Raw genomic sequence first — 18,357 nt, 5'->3', positions numbered from 1 at the left:
CCCTACTTTCTCTCTCCACATACAAATAGCTTTGATTTATCTATATCAGCAACTAATGCGTTCATTTCATCTTCTTTTAAGCTAGATAGGTCGAAACCTAATCCTTCTAAGTATTCAGCTATCTTTTTTGAACTGCTCATACTCTTTGATACAACATAAACTTTATGATAATTAGCTTTTACTTCTTCGATTTCTTTTTCTCTTTTATCCTTAAGTTTTTGTACTTTTCCTTGAAAATCACAGCTATAAACTATATTTCTTTTGATATCAGATAATCTATTTAAACTTGTATTTATATCCCAATTACTAACATAAGCAACTTGCATATCTTCCTTCATATCTGTAAGCAAATTAGTTAAATTTGTTGAAAATCTATTAAATGTATCTTGAAGCATGTTAATGCTATCCTCATATTTAGATAAAACTTCTTGTTTCTTAACTTCTATCTCTTTATCAAATCTAGCTTCTACACTAGATATAGCCTTTCTCTCAACTCTTTCTATAAACTCTAATAAATCTTTCTTTAACATTCTCATATCCTCCTATAAATCTCTTAATACTTGTCCATTTTCCTCTATATAAATTTGGTCATTGTCTATATCTGTTCCTGGTGGTATAATCTTATTTAGTAGTTTCATAGTCTCATTCTCTATACTTTGGTCGGTTAGGGAATGAGCTTTTTTATACATTTCTTTAACTTGTCTTAATGCCGCTTGATAGCTTAATCCTTCTCGCATAAGCAAATCTACTTCTTTAGCCATATCTAACTTAATATCATTTTCTATTTTGGCTAATCTCTTTTTATAAGCGTCCATCTTAAGAATTTCTTGCATAAGCTTACCCAAGTTCTATTCCTCCTTTCTAACATAATTCCATTACTGTTAAGTAGTAACTGCTTGTACATACTTACCTCCTTATAACAACTTCTTTTTCTTTTTTAATATGATAGAATTTATAATAATCTGCTGCTGTTCCTAGAGATAAAAACTCTTCTGGATTCAATCCTTGCTCTTTAAGAAATCTCTTTTGCTTTTCTTTTAATTCTCTGCAATTTACTAACATATAAACCTCCTATTTCTGAATTGTGTACTACTCGCTCCAACTACTTAATTCTTCTTCTAAATTTGCTACAAACTCTTCTAATGTTGTTGCTCCTTCTATACGCTTTATTTCTTCTATAACTTCGTCAGAATAGCCACATCTTCTAAATTCTTCTTCTAATCTTATTAACTCTTCCTCATAGGATATATTCTTTTGTATTTCATCTAACTTTTTATACTCTTCTTGGTTGCTTTGAAAATCATCTATATATTCCCCATGTGAAGCTGCATATTCCTTTTTAGTTTCATTCCAACAATATTCACACATCATTGCTATATCTGCCATAAAAGGTGTAGGTCTAACTATTTCACCTTTATTATCACAATAATCACATTTCCCTATTTTATAAATTCCCATAATAAACTCTCCTCACTTCGTCATATTTCTGAATTACGTATTAATCAAATATCAATTTCTACTTTTTCACGTGCCGTATAGGCTATATTTTTACTCCTACTCAATATCTTATCTAAGATAATTTGCAATTCTTTTATATCTTCTTCTGTTACGTCGTCCCATATATCTTGATACCAATCTTCATACATATTATCAGCTTCACATTCTAATGCACTATCTAACATATCCTTGGCATCAATATTTGCTTTATATTCTGTAGTTGTGTATACTTCATACTCCTTATAGTCTTCTAAATCTTCTAAATAATCTTCTTTAGACATAATTGAATTATAATCATCCTCTATTAATAATATTTCATTATCTTTTAATTCACTTAACTTTATACACATTAATTCTCTTCTCCTTTATTTCGCAATAATTACAAATTTCACATTAAGTACCTTCTTAACTTCCTATACCCTTTTGTAAATATAGCCTTATCCTCTTTTAGATAAGCTATTAAAGCCATAATTAACAAAGATACTATTAAACACATTCCTATTTCGTAACTTATCTTAAGTAAAGTTAAAAGGTATATCTTAGATACATACACTTCTATCTCAACTCCTCAATCATCTTCATAGCTTTTATAAATTTGTTTATGCACTTATCGCAAAGTTTAACCCTTGTACAGTCGCAACTGCTGTATCTCCGCAGCAATGACAACCTGGTTGGTATTTCTTTAATATTATTGCTTCTCCTTCTGTATAAATTTCTAGCGGTTGTCCTTCTTGAATGTCCATTGATTTTCTAAGCTCCTTTGGTAATACTACCCTTCCTAGTTGGTCTAAGTTTCTTACTACTCCAATACTTTTCATTTTTATATCCTCCTAATAATTAGTTTCAATTCCTAACTCATATAATTTTTCACTAGCTGTTTCCCAACAACTTTTCATAAAATCAATCTGATCTTGTGGTGTTACTTCCTGGTCAACACCATCAACTTTTACCGATATTACTTCTCTTTCTAATAACTCCGAAAACTCTTTTAGTATTTGTTCTATCTTTTCTTTATGCACTTAAATAACCTCCTACATTCTTATTTGTGCATTGCACCCTCTAATCATTAACTCCAATTCTCTACCTGGCTTCCAATCTATAATTACTTTTCTAGCAAAATCAAAATCTTTGATAGCTGTATCTTTATAAGAAGCAACTCCAACTATTCTTTTAAAATCTTTCCAGCATTGACTATATGCTTTCTTACTTAGTTCTTTATATGCTGGTGTATCTTTTCCACCTAGTACAGCCATAATCTTTTTATTCACTAGATCACATAAAGTCTTTTGTGCTCCTGTTTCTATTGTCATTCTTTCTTCTAAAACAGTAATTCTGCTATCTACCTTTTCCACCTTTTCTTTAACTTCCTTAGCATATTTGAATTGAAGTTCTAACATCTGTTCTGTAGTTAATTTCAATGGTTGTCCTTTTAATGAGTTCTCCATTTCTTCAAATTTAGTTACATATTCAGCTGTAAATAAAACTCCCTTCTCTCCTGTCATTTTATTTGCTACCATATCGCAGCCTTTTCTAGTTAATAAGAAACAATCATATGTTTTATTATTTCCTTCAACTTTATAAGTATCTTTTATAAAGAAATCTTGAGAACGGAAATTTCCGTTTTCTAAATGCCCTATATATCCTTTAATACTCTCTAGTAAATCTGAATGTCTTTTATCAACCATAATAGCAACTTCTCTGCTATCTACAACAGGAACTGCTTGTCCTCCAATGTTAATTTGTTTAACAGTTATATTATTCATATTATTTACCCTCCTTTTATTCTGTTAAGTTTTAATTGACGGGCAATTCAGCCCTGCAATCTATTTGTTTTCCAATCTCTTTAGAAGTTCTATTTTTTCTTGTTCATTTAATCTGTTATTAGCTATTTTAGCTAATGCTTCTCCAAGTTTCTTTTCTAACTCAGTAGTATCTTTAGGTAAAATCATAACTATGTCGTACATACTAATCATCCCCCCCGTTATACTAAATTATTTTATGATTTTATCTTTAGATTCGTTACTTTTATCTCTTATTTGTTTTTTTACTTTTAAAATCACCCTCTTCATTTAAATCCTCCTGATAACATATATCTTCTAAACTTAATCCCAATGCTGTTGCTATCTTAGTCATTGTATTTATTCTTGGGTTTTTAGCTTTATTGTTTATAATGTCATATACCGTTGCATATGCAACTCCACTTTCCTTAGATAAAGCTAAAATTGACTTATTACTCTCAAGCATTTTTTCTTTAAGCATGTCCAGTTTCATTTATTCACCTCCTATCGGCTAACCGATTTAAGTTTATTATATATCGATTAACCGATAATTGAAATTCTGAAATTCTTTTATATTTTATCGCCTTACCAATATACCTCTCAAACCCTTTATTTATCTAAGTTTTTCTTTTAATAACTCTATTTCCCATAAATATCCCCTTCTATTTTCAATATTTTTTTAACTTTTTATATTGCAAATTATCGGTAAACTGATATAATAAATTTGTTAATTCAAAGTTGGAGGATATATACATATGGAAATATCGATTATAGGAAAAAACATAAAGAAGTTTAGAGAAAATAAAGGATGGTCACTTACTAAATTAAAAAATGAATCTGGAGTTGGTTATGCTACTTTACATGATATTGAAAATGGGAAAACACAAAATCTAAATTCTAAAAATTTAGAAAAAATAGCTTCGGCTCTTGATAAAACGCCAGATGAGTTACTTGGAATATTAGATTATGAGGTTATAGAAGTTGAAGTAGGTGATCTTGTTAGTTCAATAAATGCTATATTTGAATCTGATGAATTGGAACTAGATGGTGTTCTACTTAGCGACTTTGATAAAAAATTTTTGCTAGACAATTTTATGAATAATATTAATTCATTAAGAAATATTAGAAATTATAATATTACTAAGGAAAGGAATGATAGCAAGTAATGAAAAGAGTAGCTATATATAGTAGAAAATCAAAATTTACTGGTAAAGGTGACTCTATAGAAAATCAAATAGAAATATGTAAAAACTATATAAACACTTCTTATGGTGCTGACGTTGAATTTAATATATATGAGGATGAAGGTTATACCGGAAGTAATTTATTTAGACCACAATTTTCAAAATTGATTAAAGATATAAAATCATCTAAAATAGATATTCTTGTTTGTTATAAATTAGATAGAATATCAAGAAATGTATCAGATTTTTCTTCAACATTAGATATGTTAACTCAATATAAGTGTTCTTTTATAAGCGTTTCTGAACAATTTGACACTAGTACTCCTATGGGAAGAGCAATGATTTATATAGCTAGTGTATTCGCACAACTTGAAAGAGAAACTATTGCTGAAAGAGTAAAAGATAATATGTTGGAGATGGCTAAGAATGGGAAATGGACTGGTGGAAAAACTCCATTAGGATTTAAATCTGAAAAATTAAATTACATTGATGAAAATGGTAACAAAAGGGAATACACTAAGTTAATTCCCGATAAAGAAGAAAGTAAATTTGTAGAATTTTTATATAATAAATACTTAGAATTAGGAAGTCTTCATAAATTAGAAATTTTCACTTTTCAAAATAATTTAAAATCTAAAAATAATACTCTAATTGAAAAATCAAGTTTAAGTCTAATTTTAAAAAATCCTATTTATGTAAAATCTACTGATGAAGTTATTAATTATTTAAAGGAAAACAATTGGACGGTTTATGGTGATGCTGATGGAGTTCACTCGTTATTGACATATAATAAAACTCAACAAATTAAAAAGAATGGTAAAACTACAAAAATAAAAAAACCATTAAATGAAAGAATTGCAGCTATGAGCTCGATAGATGGCTTTATTGATGCGGAATTATGGCTAAAAGTACAACACCAAATAGATGAAAATAAGGATAAATTCCCTAGATTAGGAAAGACAAATAATGCCTTATTGACTGGTAAGCTTCGTTGTGGCAATTGCGGTGAGTACATGTTAGTTCAACATGGAAAAGTATCAAAATCTACAGGACTAAAATTATTTTATTATGTATGTTCATTAAAAAGAAAATCAAAGTGTAAGTTATGTAATAATAGCAATGCTAGCTCTGCCCAAATTGAAGAATCAGTAATTTTTGCACTTAAACAATTAGCAGCCAATAAAAAAACATTTATAGATGAGTTAAAAAGAGATTTCAAATTTTCTAATTCTAACATGCAAAATGAAAAGTTATCATTAGAAAAAACTATAGTTCAAAAAAAGAAACAAATTGATAATTTAGTTAATAAATTGTCTTTCGATGAAGATATTGATACTATTTTAATGGATAAGATAAAATTGTTAAAGATAGATATTTCCGAATTAGAAAAAAAGGTATTAGATTTATCTTCTGAAAAAGAAAATAATATTATTAATAACCTTAATATTGGGTTGATTGAGAGTTTATTAAATAAGTGTGAGAATATAGAAGAATTAACTAGAGATGAGCAAAAAGAATTAATTGCTCTTCTTATAGATACAATATATTGGTATGGTCCTGGTAATGATCCAGACAGCAATAATAAAAAAGGTTCTATTAAGATAAAATTTTCTGGTAATAGCGAAAGTGAACTAACAGAAACTAGGTTGCAGTTTAGTTCACCTAGCATGTCCAGTATCTAGAAGTATTATATTTTCTGCAAATTCTTTTAAGGCATATTGTTGACATACTTTGGCATTAAGCTTATCATAATTTACATCTTCCTTTGGAACTTCCAAAATAACGCATCCAGTCTTGTCTAGTTGTTCGACTATTTCCTTTGATAAACTTTCCTTAGCTAATTTACAAGATCCTGAAAAAGCACCTAATGTATCTTCATCTCTTTCTCCTTGTATATCGGCTACTCCACATCTTTCACTTATACTAAGTCTTGGTCCAAAAGCTGGACATCTTAAGACGCACATTGAACATCCATTTCCATATCTTAAGCAATTTCCCATTGGACCTGTTGTTCCGGTAGTTTCAATAAATACATCTCCTTCTTCATAAGTACCATCACTAAGATATATTCCTTTTATCTTACTTCCTTCCAACTTAACATCAGTAACTCTGCTTTCTATATGAATATTTATACCCATTTCCTCTAAATATTTACTTACTTTACCTTCAATTAAATTTACGTCATATAATGTTGCATGCTTATGACCTGGAAATTCTATATTTTTATGCCTTGCAGTATCATCTACAATATTAATTAAATCTCCAGCCCCAAGCTCTATTAATTCTTCTGAAGCTGTCCATCTTCCGTTATTTCTCATTATCCCCCCAACATTTCCAAGACCTAATAATAAATCTGTCTTTTCATATAAATGCACTTCTGCTCCTGCCTTCTTTGCAGTGATAGCTGCGGCGCATCCAGACCAACCTCCACCGACGATAATTGTCTTTATCATATAAATCTTCTCCCTTCAAATACATTCCTTGGATCAGCTTGAACTTTACAAAAACGTTTTACTCTATGCCCAGAAAATCTAGCTGTACAACTGCCACATACTCCTTCTCCACAGCACATTTTTATATTATTGCAACAAGATAATTGAATATTTTCTCCTTGTATCGTATCTAAATATTCAATTATTTTTACAGTTAATATATCTGCTCCAGCAATGTGAATATAGTTTACATTTTTATCTCTTATATAAGATTTTATAAGAACCTTTACTTCATCAGTTAATTGCCCCTTATCTAGCACTGATTCTTCTATCATATTCAAATCATATTCTGATAAAAATTCTTGAACATAATTATCTTTATATGGCGCCTTATCTAGAATTAAATTTATATTATTATTATTTAAAGACAACTTTCTAATTACTGGCATCACAGGAGCCATTCCAATCCCTCTAGCTATTACTAATACATTATTATTAGTTTGCTTATTTAAATTTTTAAGTCCAAATACTCCATTCCAGTATGGACCTCTAATAGTTATTTCTTCACCTTCTTTTATATCTAATAATTTCTTTGTTTTAATTCCCCTTATTTCAATCATTATAGTTACTATATTTGTTTCTATATTAGATTCTAAAATAGAAATAGGTACATCAAAATAAACATTTTCGTTTGTTCTTATAAATATAAAGCTTCCAGGCTTAACTAAATCAATTGCTAATTTATGTGGAGCTTTGAATTTTATTAAAAGAACATCATCTTCATAAAGAGTCTTTTTTTCAACTAAACAATTATATGTTTTTCTTCCCTCTTTTGCCTTAGATCCATTATTTATAAATTCATGATATATACATACTCCATTCCAATTTAAGCAATCACAAAAGCAGCTTCCTTGTAATTGAGAGCATAATATACATTCATTTGATTCCGCCAGATGACAAGGACAAAACTCTGTTCCAGCATCTATACAATCAACAGCTTCTTTCATTATTTGAATCTCCCCACTAGATTTCTTACATATTAATAGATTATTTTCTATTTTTTATTTTGTTACACTATATTTATATATAATAAAAAAAGTAGAAGATACCTCTTCTACTTTTTAAAGATTATATTTTCAAACTCTTCTTTACTCATATTTATATTGCTTATTAACGGAAATTTATTTTTTTCTTGTTTTTCATCTTTTATTGATATTTTCCCTAGTATATCTCCAGTTTCAACATCCGAAGTCCTATTAAACACCTCTACTTCAACTATATCCTTTTCTTTATATCCATAAGTTATATCTTCTTCTTGTATTATATTACCCAATCCTGCAAGATTTTCTTTTTGTAATATATCTTTATTAGATATTTCTGCAAAAGTATTTGTGCTTATAACATAATTAAAGATTTTTTCTGTTACATTCCATCTATCTACACAATTTAAAACAACAATAATAATATTTCTTCCATTGTGGTTAACAGATGAAACTAAGCATTTCCCTGCTCCGCCTGTATATCCTGTCTTTACCCCATTTGCACCAGGTATTCTATACAATATTTTGTTTATATTTTGATAATCTCTTGTAAAATTATATTTATCTTTATATATAACTTTTTCTCCTACAATTTCTCTAAAAACATCATATTCCATTCCCTTAGCTGTTAAAATTGCTAAATCATATGCCGAAGAATAATGTTTTGCACTATCTAGTCCATGAGGTGATTCAAAATGTGAATCTATAATTCCTAAACTTCTTGCAAAATCATTCATTATATTAGAAAAATTTTCTACTGATCCGCCTATATCTTCTGCTATTGCAATCGCAGCATCATTACCAGATCTAAACATTAATCCAAATAACAATTCTCTCATTGTTATTTCTTCACCAGCTTTATATCCTACAGTTGAACCCCTAATAGATGAAGCATTTTTACTGATGGTTACTATTCTATCTAAATCTCCATAATTTATTGCTATAAGGGATGTCAAAATTTTAGTAGTACTGGCCATTGGAACAATTTCATATCCACTTTGATTCCATAGTACTTGCCTACTTTCTGCATCTATAGCTATGGCATTTCTAGCCGAAACCCTTAATGGAAGTTTACTGTCAACTTTATTTCCGTCAATATCAATATAATCTTCATCAAGCATTTCTACTGTCTCATCATCCATATCTACATCATCATCAATAAATGCTTTTACTGAATAAATATTCCATTGTAATGTCAATAATACTAATAAAATAGTAAAAATAACTTTTTTTAAAACTTTCATAAAATCACCCTCTACACTAACCATCTATGAGTAGTTTGTTCTAAAAGTTATTTTTTAAACATTTTTTTGTTATTTTTTTATTTTTAATTATAGTAATTATTAGAATAACATAGAAAGGAGTGTGAAAATGGCTTTAATATTAACACTTTTAATTATTATATTACTACTGATTTTTCCTATACCAATGAAGATTGAAATTAGTTTTAAGGAAGGTATATTTAAATTAAAATTGTTTAATTTAAATATTTTTTCATCAAATAACGGTGTTGAAAATAAATTATTAAAAAAACTAATTAATAAAACTAATATAGATTTAAAAAAAGAAACTACAATAGAATATAAAAATAAAAAAGCCATTAAATCCTCACCCCTTAAACGTAAAAAAGTTATGAAGAAAATATCGATACGAAAGTTATATACCAATATTTCTTGTAATAAATTTAAACCATTTATAAAAATAAATGGGCACTTAACTTTTGGTATTGATGATGCTGCATTTTGCGCAATTCTTTATGGATTATTATGTAATACTCCAACATTACTTAGATTAATATTAGAAAAAGTATTTAAAGTTAAGGATATAAAACTTAATATTACTCCTAAATTCAATGTCAATACCATATATTTTGGTATAACTAGTATATTTTACTTTAATGTTGCTAATATTATATATATATTATTTTTAATATATAAATCTTTTGAAATTAAGGAGGTGACTCCCGAATAGGGAGATATATTATGTCAAATGAACATCCTGTTGAAAATTTAATGAGAAGTACCATGGAAAATCTAAGAGATATGATAGATGTTAATACAGTTATTGGGGAAGCCGTAGAAACACGTGATGGTAGCTATATAATCCCAATATCAAAAGTAACCTTTGGTTTTGCATCTGGAGGAAGTGAATTTGGAAATCAATGCAGTCCAGCTCCTGATAAAGAAGCTAAGCACCCTTTTGGTGGTGGTTCTGGAGCTGGTGTTACAGTTAAACCTGTTGCATTTTTAGTTCTTAGAGATGATGCCGTAAGGCTTCTTCCTGTTGATCAAAATAATACATATGATAGAATCGTTGATTCTGTCCCTCAAATCCTTGATATGTTTAAAAACTTCTTTAATAATGATAAAAAGAAATCAAATTCTCAAAATTCTAATGTTGAAGATACAGTATGTAATTGTAACCCATGTGATGATAGTGATTCATCTTCTAACAATCTGTTCTAGAAATTTATAAGATATATTTTAGAAAAATTCTAAAATATATCTTATATTTCTTTCATCATATCATTCATAATCTCTACTGTTGCTTCATCATTTTCTGAATACAAGTCTAAAGATGGCAATTCATTTAATTCTTTTAATCCAAATTGTCTTAAAAATTCTTCAGTCGTTCCAAATAAAATAGGTCTTCCAGGAACATCTAATCTTCCAACTTCTTTTATTAAATCTTTTTCTAATAATTTATTAATAGCACTTTCAGATTTTACTCCTCTTATTTCATCTATATCAACTCTAGTTATAGGTTGCTTATACGCAATTATAGCTAAACTTTCTAAAGAAGCTTGTGACAAAGATTGTCTCTTATTCTTTTTTAGTAACTTTTGTATATAATCACTATTTTCAGCCTTACTAACTAGTTGATATTCACCATTTATTGATATTAATTTTATTCCCCTTTTTTCTTCTTCATAATCTAAGATCATTTCATTTAAAATATTTGATATTATTTTAGGTGAAACTTCTATAGAATTACTTAAATCCTTAAGAGTTAAAGGTTCTCCACTTACAAATAATAACGCTTCTATTGCAGATTTTATTTTAGGCTTTGATGAAATTTCTTCAAATTCATATTGCCCAATTTCAGTTTTATTCACTTAATTTTCTCCTTTCAATTAATATGTCATCAAAATTGTCATTTTGATAAGCTTTGATCATTCTAAGCTTTATAAGTTCAAGAAGAGCTAAAAATGTTACTACAGCTTCTAACTTACATTCGCTTTCTCTTATTATATCTCTAAATTTAACAATTTTTTCATTTTCAATATTACGTAATAGCTCGTCCATTTTATCTTCAATCTTATATTTATCTACATAAATTTTTCTTTGAATTACATTTTCTTTATTTTGTTTCATAAGGAAATTTTCTATTAACTTATTATAAATATTGTAAAGATCAAGTAACGTAATATTTTTAAATATATCTTCTTCTTTTTTATCACTTTTGATTTCTTCAATTATTTCTGGCTTTTTTGTATATATATCTCCAGAATTTATGTATTTTTCTCTAAAGAATAAAGCAGCACCTTTAATTTTCTTGTATTCTATAAGCTTTTCCATAAGATTTTTTTCTATGTCTTCTTCATTTTCTTCTGAAACCTTAATATTAGGCAATAGCTTTTTAGATTTTATTTCTATAAGAGTAGCTGCAACTACTATAAATTCTGATGTAATCTCTAAATCCATAATTTTCATATCATCTAAATATTTTAAATATTGACTAGTAATTTTATATATCTCTACATTGTAAATATCCATTTCATTTTTTTTAATTAAATGCAGCAGCAAGTCAAATGGACCTTCAAAGTTTGCTACCTTTACTTTTGGCATTTCCATAAATATCATCCGCCTTTGATAATGCTATATTCCTTCTAATATATAATATCAATTTTAATAGTAAAGAACAACCTTTGTTTAAAATTGCAAAGCAATTTTAAAGTGAAAAGTTAAGAATGAATAATGAAACGTTTATGATGTTTTGCTACACGGAACTTAAATTATATATGAAAAATACTTTTATTTAAAAACCCAACAGGGATTTTCTCCTTAATTCTTTTGCTTTGCAAATGATAGAAAATATAAAATATCGGATATAAGTATTTTCACTTAATATCCGATATTTCATTATGTATATTTTAAAATATAATTATTTTTACTATACTCCTTTTTTAAACATGTTTTTCATATTGAATTTGAAGTTTTCAAATATTCCACCAAGTTTTATATCTCTATCTGAATATAATTCTACTTCTCCAATCTTTTCTTCTCCTAGATAAACTTCACATTTACCTACGACATCTCCTTGCTTATATTCCTTTTTAACTTCATCTATTACTATTCTCTTTTCTAATTCTGTATTTGTTCCCTTTGGTACTATTGCAACTAAATCTTCCTTTGCTCTAGCAACTAAGAACTTATCAGTTTGTTTGCTTAAATAAATATTCTCTACATCTTCATCCTTGGATAAAATCTTTTTACCTTCAAATTTAGAGAATCCATAATTTAAAAGCATTCCTGCATCTCTATTTCTTACCTTATATGTTGGTGCTCCCATAATAACAGATAGCATTCTAACACCATTTCTAGTTGCTGTTGCAGAAATACAGTATTTTGCTTCTTCAGTATATCCTGTTTTTAACCCATCGCAACCTTCAAAAAATCTTACAAGCTTATTATGATTAACTAATTCTATAGGTGATTTTCTTCCTTCAGATATAGTTTCCATATAAATTCCTGAATATTTTAATATTGTTGGATGTTTTAAAAGCTCCAAGGACATTATTGATATATCTCTTGCTGTAGATAAATGACCTTCTGTAGGTAAGCCATTACAATTTTTAAATGTTGTATTAGCCATACCTAATTCTTGAGCTCTTTTATTCATCATTTCTACAAAAGCTTCTTCTGTTCCACCTAAATATTCAGCTAATGCTACAGCAGCATCATTCCCAGATGCAATGGCAACACCTTTTAATAATTCTTCTACTGTTCTTATTTCTCCTGTATCTAGGAGCATTGTGCTTCCACCCATTTTCTTAGCATTTTCGCTACATGTTACCTTATCTTGTAATGTTATCTTTCCGCTATCTACAGCTTCCATAGTTAAAAGCATAGTCATTATTTTTGTTACAGATGCTGGAGCAAATTTTTCATCGATATTTTTCTCATAAAGAATTTTTCCACTTGTTGGCTCTATTAATAATGCTGATCTCGCATCTACATTTATTCCTTCATCACTAAAAACCTCTGTAGTCCATTCTTCATAAGTTTCTATAGACATATCATATGGTTCTATATCTGCCTTTACTGGAACTACAGATATAGATAATAAACTTAAAACAATTGCGACAACTTTATTCATAAATTTTTTATTCATTATATTGCCTCCCTTCAAAGCTTATTATTACCAATAAAAATAAAAATATGATAAAAAGAACTAAATTCTTCTTATCATATTTTTTTATTTATTCTATAACATCATATATTAGAGGAATTTCCTTATCTAGAGAGTTAGATATAATCATGTTCTTAATTATATCATTCTTAGCTTTTTTTATGTTACTTTCATCATTACTATGAATATAAGCTAGTATATCCCCCTCTTTTACTTTTTCACCTCTTTTTTTATTTAAAACTATACCTACAGATAGATCTATTGTACTTTCCTTAGTTTCTCTTCCTGCTCCAAGTTCCATTGCAATTAACCCAAAGGCTTCTGCATTTATTTTTGAAATCACACCCTCTTGAGTGGCTTTTACTTCAACTATATATTTTGCTTTAGGGAATTTATTAGTATCATCTACAAAACTTTCATCTCCACCTTGGGCCTTAACAAATTCCTTAAGTTTTTTTAATCCCTTACCATTATTAATATTTTCTAGTAATAATGCCTTACCTTCTTCGAAGTTTCTTGCTTTATTTCCACAAACAAGCATATAACTACCTAAAGTTAATGTTAATTCTAATAAATCTTTAGGTCCATTTCCTTTTAATAATTCTATAGCTTCTTTAACTTCAAGAGAATTACCTATTGCATATCCTAAAGGTTGATCCATATCTGAAATTATACCTATAGTTTTTCTTCCTACTGAACTTCCTATATCAACCATTTCTCTTGCTAGATCTTTAGCATCTTCAGGAGTCTTCATAAATGCTCCATCTCCAACTTTTACATCTAATACTATAGCATCTGCTCCTGAAGCAATTTTTTTACTCATTATACTTGATGCTATTAATGACATATTGTCTACTGTTGCTGTAACATCTCTAAGGGCATATATTTTCTTATCAGCTGGAGCAATATTTCCTGTTTGTCCAGTTAATGCTATCCCTATTGTATTTGAATTTTTTATAAATGTTTCTTCAGAAAGTTCTACCGAAAATCCATTAAATGCTTCTAATTTATCAATAGTTCCACCAGTATGCCCTAACCCTCTACCAGACATCTTAGCAACTGGAACTCCAAGTGATGCAACTAATGGTGTTAAACAAATGCTGGTCTTATCTCCAACTCCACCAGTAGAATGCTTATCTACCTTTACTCCATTTATTGAAGATAAATCAATTTTATCTCCTGAATCGACCATTGCCATAGTTAAATCTGCAGTTTCTCTTTTATTCATCTTATTAAAAAATATAGCCATAAGTAATGCTGATGCTTGATAATCTGGAACTTCTCCATTTGTAAATCCATTTACAAAAAACTCAATTTCTTCTTTAGATAATTCTAGACCTTTTCTTTTTTTTAATATAATGTCATACATTCTCATAAGAACATGACCTCCTACTTTAGTATATTATTTTAAAATTTTTATCTATTTAATTTGCTATATTGCAATAATAAATTTGCTTTTCTTAATTTCTAGAAGCTACTTTACATTCTTTTTGTATTTTAAAATTCTTAATTTAATACTTTTAATTTATCTAACTTCTTAAATTATATTATTTCATATAAATATTCCATATTATTATGCTCTAGGATGGGAATTTTTATATACAATATTTATTTTATCATTATTAATTATTTCATAATATGTGTCCATATAAGTTAGAACTTGATTTCCTAAAAGTTTTTGCACAGCTCTTACATTAGCTCCATTTTGTAATAAATGTACCGCAAAAGAGTGTCTAAAAGTATTTAAATTAACTTCTTTTTTAATTCCTGCTTTATGGGAATATTCTTTTACTATTCTCCATACACCTTGTCTTGTTAAATGATTTCCATTTAAATTAACAAATAGGGTATCAACTCCTGCAGATGCAATTTGATCTCTTATTTTTAAATATTCCTTCAATGCTTCTGTAGCACTTCTTCCAATTGGAATAAGCCTCTCATAATTTTTATTATCATGACATTTTACAAAGTTTAATTCTAAGTTAACATCCTCAACATTTAATCCAATTATCTCTGAAACCTTCATTCCAGTAGCATACATAAGTTCCAATAAAGCATTATCCCTTATTCCCTTATTGCAATCTTTATCTACAATTTTAATTATTCTGTCTACCTCATCTATAGTTAATATTTCAGGCAACTTTTTAGTTGTAGTTGTATTCTTATAATATATCTTAGGTATTTCACTTACAACTTTTTGATCTTTCAAATAATTATAAAAACTTCTCAGACTTATAACTATTCTATTTATCGATCTTTCAGACTTACCTTGACTAAGTAAGTATTGTATATATCCAAGTACTGATACATTATCCGTTTCATCAATACTCATATTTTTACTCTTTAAATACTTAACATATAAGTTTACATCAGTTACATAGGCATAAACAGTGTTTTCACTTTTATGACTTTTTAATAAAGCTTCCTTATAATTATTTACAATTTCTTTCATAATTCTCCCCTATCCTAATACATTATTAATTCGACAAAAAAATTCTTATTCCTTCTTTATTTTCATTGGATTAGGTTAATTTATAAACTTTCGTTACTACCATTTTTATTAACCCTGGGCTCATATAGCACTCAATTATAACCCCTATGGCAAATAGGATAACAAAGAAACTTAATTTCATTACTAGTCCATTAAACATCAACTTACTACTTCCAATTCCATTAAAAAACTTTTCTTTTAACTTTACTGAAGATAATTCTAAAGAAATAATACTTATACCTATAAAGAAAGGTATATAAAATATGTTTTGCGGAACTGTCGATGCTAGAGCAAGCCAAACACCTTTACCTTCAAAGGTAGTTAATAAAAAACTAAAGGTATAACCTAAAGTAAATCCCTTTATTAAATCTATTATTAAAATTATAGGTGCTCCAAAGACAGTAAATCCTAGTGCTATTATAAGTAAAATAATCACTATATTATTTTTTATTATGCTTATAAGCAATTCATTTGTTTTTACCTCTTCAACATTTATACTTTTAATGAATCCTGTAAAGTAATCAGCTAAATCCTTTGCATCTACTCCATCCATATATTTTATGGTATATGAACCTAGTAGTATACCTACAAAGAAAAAAGTTAATACAAGTAAATAAAATATTTTATTTTCTCTAAAGTTTGAATTCAACTTTTCTATTAAATTCATATTATTCCTCCTCCATAGTTGCTATAGAACATAATATGTTTAAAGTTTCCTCATTATTCATAATTGAATATATGTAAAATATTTTTTTATAAAAAAAATAAAAAAATAGAGATAAACTACAAGTAATAGTTTATCTCCATTTATTTTTATCATATTAAAGTTTATAAGTATGAAAATACACTTATGGTTTTACCATCAATTATTTCACCTTTTTTTATCATTTCTTTAACATTATTTATATTTAATATTTTTACACTTGTAAACTCGTCTTCATCCTCATTTTTTTCACCTAAAGATAAATCCCAAGCCTTATATAAATGTATAATTTCATCACAAAAACCAGGTGCTGTTGCAATAGAACCTAAAAATTCTATTTCTTTTGCAATATATCCAGTTTCTTCTTGCAATTCTCTTTTTGCACACTCCATTGGATTTTCATTTTTATTAAGCTTTCCTGCTGGTATTTCTAATAATATCTTATTTAATGGTAATCTAAATTGTTCTACTAATATTATATTTTCAGAATCTAGAAATGCTATAACTGCACAAGCTCCTGGATGTTTTATAATATCTCTATTGCTATTTTTACCATTAGGTAACTCTACATCAATATTTACAAAATCTATAAAATTTCCTTTATGAATTAATTTTTCATTTAATATCTTTTCAGTTAAATCCATTATATTTCTCCTCATATTCATAAAAATTTTCTTAATAAAATTAATCATAGTAATTCTAGGCTAATTACTGCTGCTTTGACTAGTTAATTATTTAAATAATTCATTATATTTATATGTATAATTTTAATTCTACTTTAAATTAACCATTAACAAATTATTATAATAATTTAATAAAATCTTTAATATCTTCGACTTTCTCTTTAAAAATCATACTTATTCCGAACTCTTATTTATTGGTATATTTTCTTAAAAAACTAATAATTATATCAATTGTATCTTTGCAATAAAACAAACTGCCGCCATGATCTGCATCATCTACACAATAAAAATCTACATTCTTATTATGACTTGAACACTTTTCGTACAACTCAATACTTTGTTCAAATGGAACAACTCTATCTTTATTGCCATGAATTATTAATAGTGGATCATCATTTGAATAATCATTAATATAAAAAATAGGTGAAGCTTGTAATGCTAAATCCAAATTATCTGAAAGACAATCAACCCCAATTATATCAGTTGCCGGTGAATTTCTTTCATGATCAAAAGCTGAACAATATTTATTCATAGTAGCCAAATTACTTACTCCATACAGATTTATAAATCCCCTTACGTCACATAACAGTTCATTTGTATAATCTATTTTATAATTATTCCAAGTTGCCCAACATAAAGAAGCAGTATGTCCTCCGCTTGAATCACCTGATATAAATACATTATTTATATCAATATTTAACTCATTACTATGCTTTTGAATATATCTCATTGCACATTTTGTATCTAATACTTGTCCTGGAAATAATGCAACATTACTTGGACGATACTCAACAATAGCTAATACATATCCACTAGTAACAATATCTTTAAAATCCAAAACATGCTCATTTAAATCTTGTTTCATCCATGCAGACCCTTGAACATGAAGAAATAAAGGATACTTTTCATTTTCTTTAAGCTGTTCTGGATAAATAAATCTTAATTTTAATTCCATACCATCTTTTTCACAGTAAACTATATCCTTTCCAATAAACGCTCTTACATTTTTTTTATCGCCTTTTATTACCTTTGTTCTTCTTGGATAATTTGTTACCTTTGGCATATCATCATATGTATATTTGATAATTGAATCCATAACATTACCTCTCATAATCTGACTCACTTCCTGTGAGCCTT

Annotated in this window: 23 protein-coding genes and 2 pseudogenes; 4 read left to right on the top strand and 21 right to left on the bottom strand. The window is 27.7% G+C overall.

What is annotated here, in order from left to right:
- Positions 1-2: 2 nt before the first annotated feature.
- From I2A75_RS11045 to I2A75_RS11000, 10 genes are all read right to left on the bottom strand, one after another.
- Positions 3-530 carry a hypothetical protein gene (locus I2A75_RS11045; RefSeq protein WP_195264520.1) on the bottom strand — a complete coding sequence of 176 codons (528 nt, stop codon included), beginning with the start codon at positions 528-530 and terminating at the stop codon, positions 3-5.
- 12 nt (positions 531-542) lie between these two features.
- Positions 543-845, bottom strand: a complete 303-nt coding sequence (locus I2A75_RS11040; RefSeq protein ID WP_195264519.1) for a hypothetical protein — start codon at positions 843-845, stop codon at positions 543-545.
- 61 nt (positions 846-906) lie between these two features.
- Positions 907-1,062, bottom strand: a complete 156-nt coding sequence (locus I2A75_RS11035; RefSeq protein WP_195264518.1) for a hypothetical protein — start codon at positions 1,060-1,062, stop codon at positions 907-909.
- Positions 1,063-1,089: 27 nt separating this feature from the next.
- Complete coding sequence (locus I2A75_RS11030; protein WP_195264517.1) at positions 1,090-1,458, bottom strand: hypothetical protein; 369 nt, start codon at positions 1,456-1,458, stop codon at positions 1,090-1,092.
- Between the two features lie 44 nt (positions 1,459-1,502).
- Complete coding sequence (locus I2A75_RS11025; protein WP_195264516.1) at positions 1,503-1,847, bottom strand: GTP-binding protein; 345 nt, start codon at positions 1,845-1,847, stop codon at positions 1,503-1,505.
- Between the two features lie 249 nt (positions 1,848-2,096).
- A complete protein-coding gene (locus tag I2A75_RS11020) occupies positions 2,097-2,315 on the bottom strand; it encodes an AbrB/MazE/SpoVT family DNA-binding domain-containing protein (RefSeq protein WP_195264515.1) in 219 nt (72 codons plus the stop codon).
- A 12-nt stretch (positions 2,316-2,327) separates the two neighbouring features.
- On the bottom strand, positions 2,328-2,516 hold the full coding sequence (locus I2A75_RS11015; protein WP_195264514.1) for a hypothetical protein: 189 nt from the start codon (positions 2,514-2,516) through the stop codon (positions 2,328-2,330).
- Between the two features lie 12 nt (positions 2,517-2,528).
- Positions 2,529-3,260 (bottom strand): ORF6C domain-containing protein, encoded by a 732-nt coding sequence (locus tag I2A75_RS11010; RefSeq protein WP_195264513.1) that lies wholly within the window; start codon positions 3,258-3,260, stop codon positions 2,529-2,531.
- A 60-nt stretch (positions 3,261-3,320) separates the two neighbouring features.
- Positions 3,321-3,461, bottom strand: coding sequence for a hypothetical protein (locus I2A75_RS11005; RefSeq protein ID WP_195264512.1), 141 nt, complete (start codon positions 3,459-3,461; stop codon positions 3,321-3,323).
- A 61-nt stretch (positions 3,462-3,522) separates the two neighbouring features.
- Positions 3,523-3,768 (bottom strand): helix-turn-helix transcriptional regulator, encoded by a 246-nt coding sequence (locus I2A75_RS11000; protein WP_195264511.1) that lies wholly within the window; start codon positions 3,766-3,768, stop codon positions 3,523-3,525.
- A 262-nt stretch (positions 3,769-4,030) separates the two neighbouring features.
- Here I2A75_RS11000 and I2A75_RS10995 point away from each other — a divergent pair, with 262 nt between their 5' ends.
- Positions 4,031-4,441 carry a helix-turn-helix transcriptional regulator gene (locus I2A75_RS10995; protein WP_195264510.1) on the top strand — a complete coding sequence of 137 codons (411 nt, stop codon included), beginning with the start codon at positions 4,031-4,033 and terminating at the stop codon, positions 4,439-4,441.
- The gene (locus I2A75_RS10990; RefSeq protein ID WP_195264509.1) at positions 4,441-6,141 is read left to right on the top strand and encodes a recombinase family protein; all 1,701 of its coding nucleotides are present in this window, start codon (positions 4,441-4,443) and stop codon (positions 6,139-6,141) included. The genes I2A75_RS10995 and I2A75_RS10990 overlap by 1 nt, the downstream gene beginning before the upstream one ends.
- Here I2A75_RS10990 and I2A75_RS10985 read toward each other — a convergent pair.
- The 3 genes and pseudogenes from I2A75_RS10985 to I2A75_RS10975 all read right to left on the bottom strand — a co-directional run.
- A pseudogene (locus I2A75_RS10985) lies at positions 6,121-6,909 on the bottom strand (FAD-dependent oxidoreductase); the annotation flags it as partial. The gene I2A75_RS10990 and the pseudogene I2A75_RS10985 sit on opposite strands and share 21 nt — an antisense overlap.
- Positions 6,909-7,901: a sulfide/dihydroorotate dehydrogenase-like FAD/NAD-binding protein gene (locus I2A75_RS10980; RefSeq protein WP_195264609.1), complete on the bottom strand. Its 993-nt coding sequence runs from the start codon at positions 7,899-7,901 to the stop codon at positions 6,909-6,911. The gene I2A75_RS10980 and the pseudogene I2A75_RS10985, both read right to left, overlap by 1 nt.
- A gap of 386 nt (positions 7,902-8,287) precedes the next feature.
- Positions 8,288-9,052, bottom strand: a pseudogene (locus I2A75_RS10975) (D-alanyl-D-alanine carboxypeptidase family protein); the annotation flags it as partial.
- 250 nt (positions 9,053-9,302) lie between these two features.
- Here I2A75_RS10975 and I2A75_RS10970 point away from each other — a divergent pair.
- Both I2A75_RS10970 and ytfJ read left to right on the top strand, forming a co-directional pair.
- A complete protein-coding gene (locus I2A75_RS10970) occupies positions 9,303-9,902 on the top strand; it encodes a DUF2953 domain-containing protein (RefSeq protein WP_195264507.1) in 600 nt (199 codons plus the stop codon).
- 11 nt (positions 9,903-9,913) lie between these two features.
- Positions 9,914-10,396, top strand: coding sequence for a GerW family sporulation protein (gene ytfJ, locus I2A75_RS10965; RefSeq protein ID WP_195264506.1), 483 nt, complete (start codon positions 9,914-9,916; stop codon positions 10,394-10,396).
- A 41-nt stretch (positions 10,397-10,437) separates the two neighbouring features.
- On the opposite strand, the gene scpB is transcribed toward ytfJ, so the two are convergent.
- From scpB to I2A75_RS10925, 8 genes are all read right to left on the bottom strand, one after another.
- Positions 10,438-11,046, bottom strand: a complete 609-nt coding sequence (gene scpB, locus I2A75_RS10960) for an SMC-Scp complex subunit ScpB (protein ID WP_195264505.1) — start codon at positions 11,044-11,046, stop codon at positions 10,438-10,440.
- Positions 11,039-11,785: a segregation/condensation protein A gene (locus tag I2A75_RS10955; protein ID WP_195264504.1), complete on the bottom strand. Its 747-nt coding sequence runs from the start codon at positions 11,783-11,785 to the stop codon at positions 11,039-11,041. Before I2A75_RS10955 ends, scpB begins: the two co-directional genes overlap by 8 nt.
- Before the next feature lie 319 nt (positions 11,786-12,104).
- Positions 12,105-13,325 (bottom strand): D-alanyl-D-alanine carboxypeptidase family protein, encoded by a 1,221-nt coding sequence (locus I2A75_RS10950; RefSeq protein ID WP_195264503.1) that lies wholly within the window; start codon positions 13,323-13,325, stop codon positions 12,105-12,107.
- A gap of 88 nt (positions 13,326-13,413) precedes the next feature.
- Positions 13,414-14,718: a pyrimidine-nucleoside phosphorylase gene (locus tag I2A75_RS10945; RefSeq protein ID WP_195264502.1), complete on the bottom strand. Its 1,305-nt coding sequence runs from the start codon at positions 14,716-14,718 to the stop codon at positions 13,414-13,416.
- A gap of 198 nt (positions 14,719-14,916) precedes the next feature.
- The gene (locus tag I2A75_RS10940; RefSeq protein WP_195264501.1) at positions 14,917-15,795 is read right to left on the bottom strand and encodes a tyrosine-type recombinase/integrase; all 879 of its coding nucleotides are present in this window, start codon (positions 15,793-15,795) and stop codon (positions 14,917-14,919) included.
- A gap of 70 nt (positions 15,796-15,865) precedes the next feature.
- The gene (spoIIM, locus tag I2A75_RS10935) at positions 15,866-16,501 is read right to left on the bottom strand and encodes a stage II sporulation protein M (RefSeq protein WP_195264500.1); all 636 of its coding nucleotides are present in this window, start codon (positions 16,499-16,501) and stop codon (positions 15,866-15,868) included.
- Between the two features lie 161 nt (positions 16,502-16,662).
- The gene (locus tag I2A75_RS10930; RefSeq protein ID WP_195264499.1) at positions 16,663-17,181 is read right to left on the bottom strand and encodes an NUDIX hydrolase; all 519 of its coding nucleotides are present in this window, start codon (positions 17,179-17,181) and stop codon (positions 16,663-16,665) included.
- 226 nt (positions 17,182-17,407) lie between these two features.
- Entirely contained in the window at positions 17,408-18,316 is a 909-nt protein-coding gene (locus tag I2A75_RS10925) for an alpha/beta hydrolase (RefSeq protein ID WP_195264498.1), read from the bottom strand.
- Positions 18,317-18,357: the final 41 nt, after the last annotated feature.

This window comes from Clostridium sp. 1001275B_160808_H3 (genome assembly GCF_015550425.1).
Classification (GTDB): domain Bacteria; phylum Bacillota; class Clostridia; order Clostridiales; family Clostridiaceae; genus Clostridium.
The sequence above is the reverse complement of the archived record's forward strand: the minus strand, read 5'-3'. Positions and strand labels throughout refer to the sequence as shown.

Bases quoted from the DNA above. Each gene is read 5' to 3' on its own strand.
- I2A75_RS11045 (WP_195264520.1), bottom strand. From the start codon at position 530: ATGTTAAAGAAAGATTTATTAGAGTTTATAGAAAGAGTTGAGAGAAAG.
- I2A75_RS11035 (WP_195264518.1), bottom strand. From the start codon at position 1,062: ATGTTAGTAAATTGCAGAGAATTAAAAGAAAAGCAAAAGAGATTTCTT.
- I2A75_RS11030 (WP_195264517.1), bottom strand. From the start codon at position 1,458: ATGGGAATTTATAAAATAGGGAAATGTGATTATTGTGATAATAAAGGT.
- I2A75_RS11025 (WP_195264516.1), bottom strand. From the start codon at position 1,847: ATGTGTATAAAGTTAAGTGAATTAAAAGATAATGAAATATTATTAATA.
- I2A75_RS11020 (WP_195264515.1), bottom strand. From the start codon at position 2,315: ATGAAAAGTATTGGAGTAGTAAGAAACTTAGACCAACTAGGAAGGGTA.
- I2A75_RS11010 (WP_195264513.1), bottom strand. From the start codon at position 3,260: ATGAATAATATAACTGTTAAACAAATTAACATTGGAGGACAAGCAGTT.
- I2A75_RS11005 (WP_195264512.1), bottom strand. From the start codon at position 3,461: ATGTACGACATAGTTATGATTTTACCTAAAGATACTACTGAGTTAGAA.
- I2A75_RS11000 (WP_195264511.1), bottom strand. From the start codon at position 3,768: ATGAAACTGGACATGCTTAAAGAAAAAATGCTTGAGAGTAATAAGTCA.
- I2A75_RS10995 (WP_195264510.1), top strand. From the start codon at position 4,031: ATGGAAATATCGATTATAGGAAAAAACATAAAGAAGTTTAGAGAAAAT.
- I2A75_RS10990 (WP_195264509.1), top strand. From the start codon at position 4,441: ATGAAAAGAGTAGCTATATATAGTAGAAAATCAAAATTTACTGGTAAA.
- I2A75_RS10970 (WP_195264507.1), top strand. From the start codon at position 9,303: ATGGCTTTAATATTAACACTTTTAATTATTATATTACTACTGATTTTT.
- ytfJ (WP_195264506.1), top strand. From the start codon at position 9,914: ATGTCAAATGAACATCCTGTTGAAAATTTAATGAGAAGTACCATGGAA.
- I2A75_RS10955 (WP_195264504.1), bottom strand. From the start codon at position 11,785: ATGGAAATGCCAAAAGTAAAGGTAGCAAACTTTGAAGGTCCATTTGAC.
- I2A75_RS10950 (WP_195264503.1), bottom strand. From the start codon at position 13,325: ATGAATAAAAAATTTATGAATAAAGTTGTCGCAATTGTTTTAAGTTTA.
- I2A75_RS10945 (WP_195264502.1), bottom strand. From the start codon at position 14,718: ATGAGAATGTATGACATTATATTAAAAAAAAGAAAAGGTCTAGAATTA.
- I2A75_RS10940 (WP_195264501.1), bottom strand. From the start codon at position 15,795: ATGAAAGAAATTGTAAATAATTATAAGGAAGCTTTATTAAAAAGTCAT.
- spoIIM (WP_195264500.1), bottom strand. From the start codon at position 16,501: ATGAATTTAATAGAAAAGTTGAATTCAAACTTTAGAGAAAATAAAATA.
- I2A75_RS10930 (WP_195264499.1), bottom strand. From the start codon at position 17,181: ATGGATTTAACTGAAAAGATATTAAATGAAAAATTAATTCATAAAGGA.
- I2A75_RS10925 (WP_195264498.1), bottom strand. From the start codon at position 18,316: ATGGATTCAATTATCAAATATACATATGATGATATGCCAAAGGTAACA.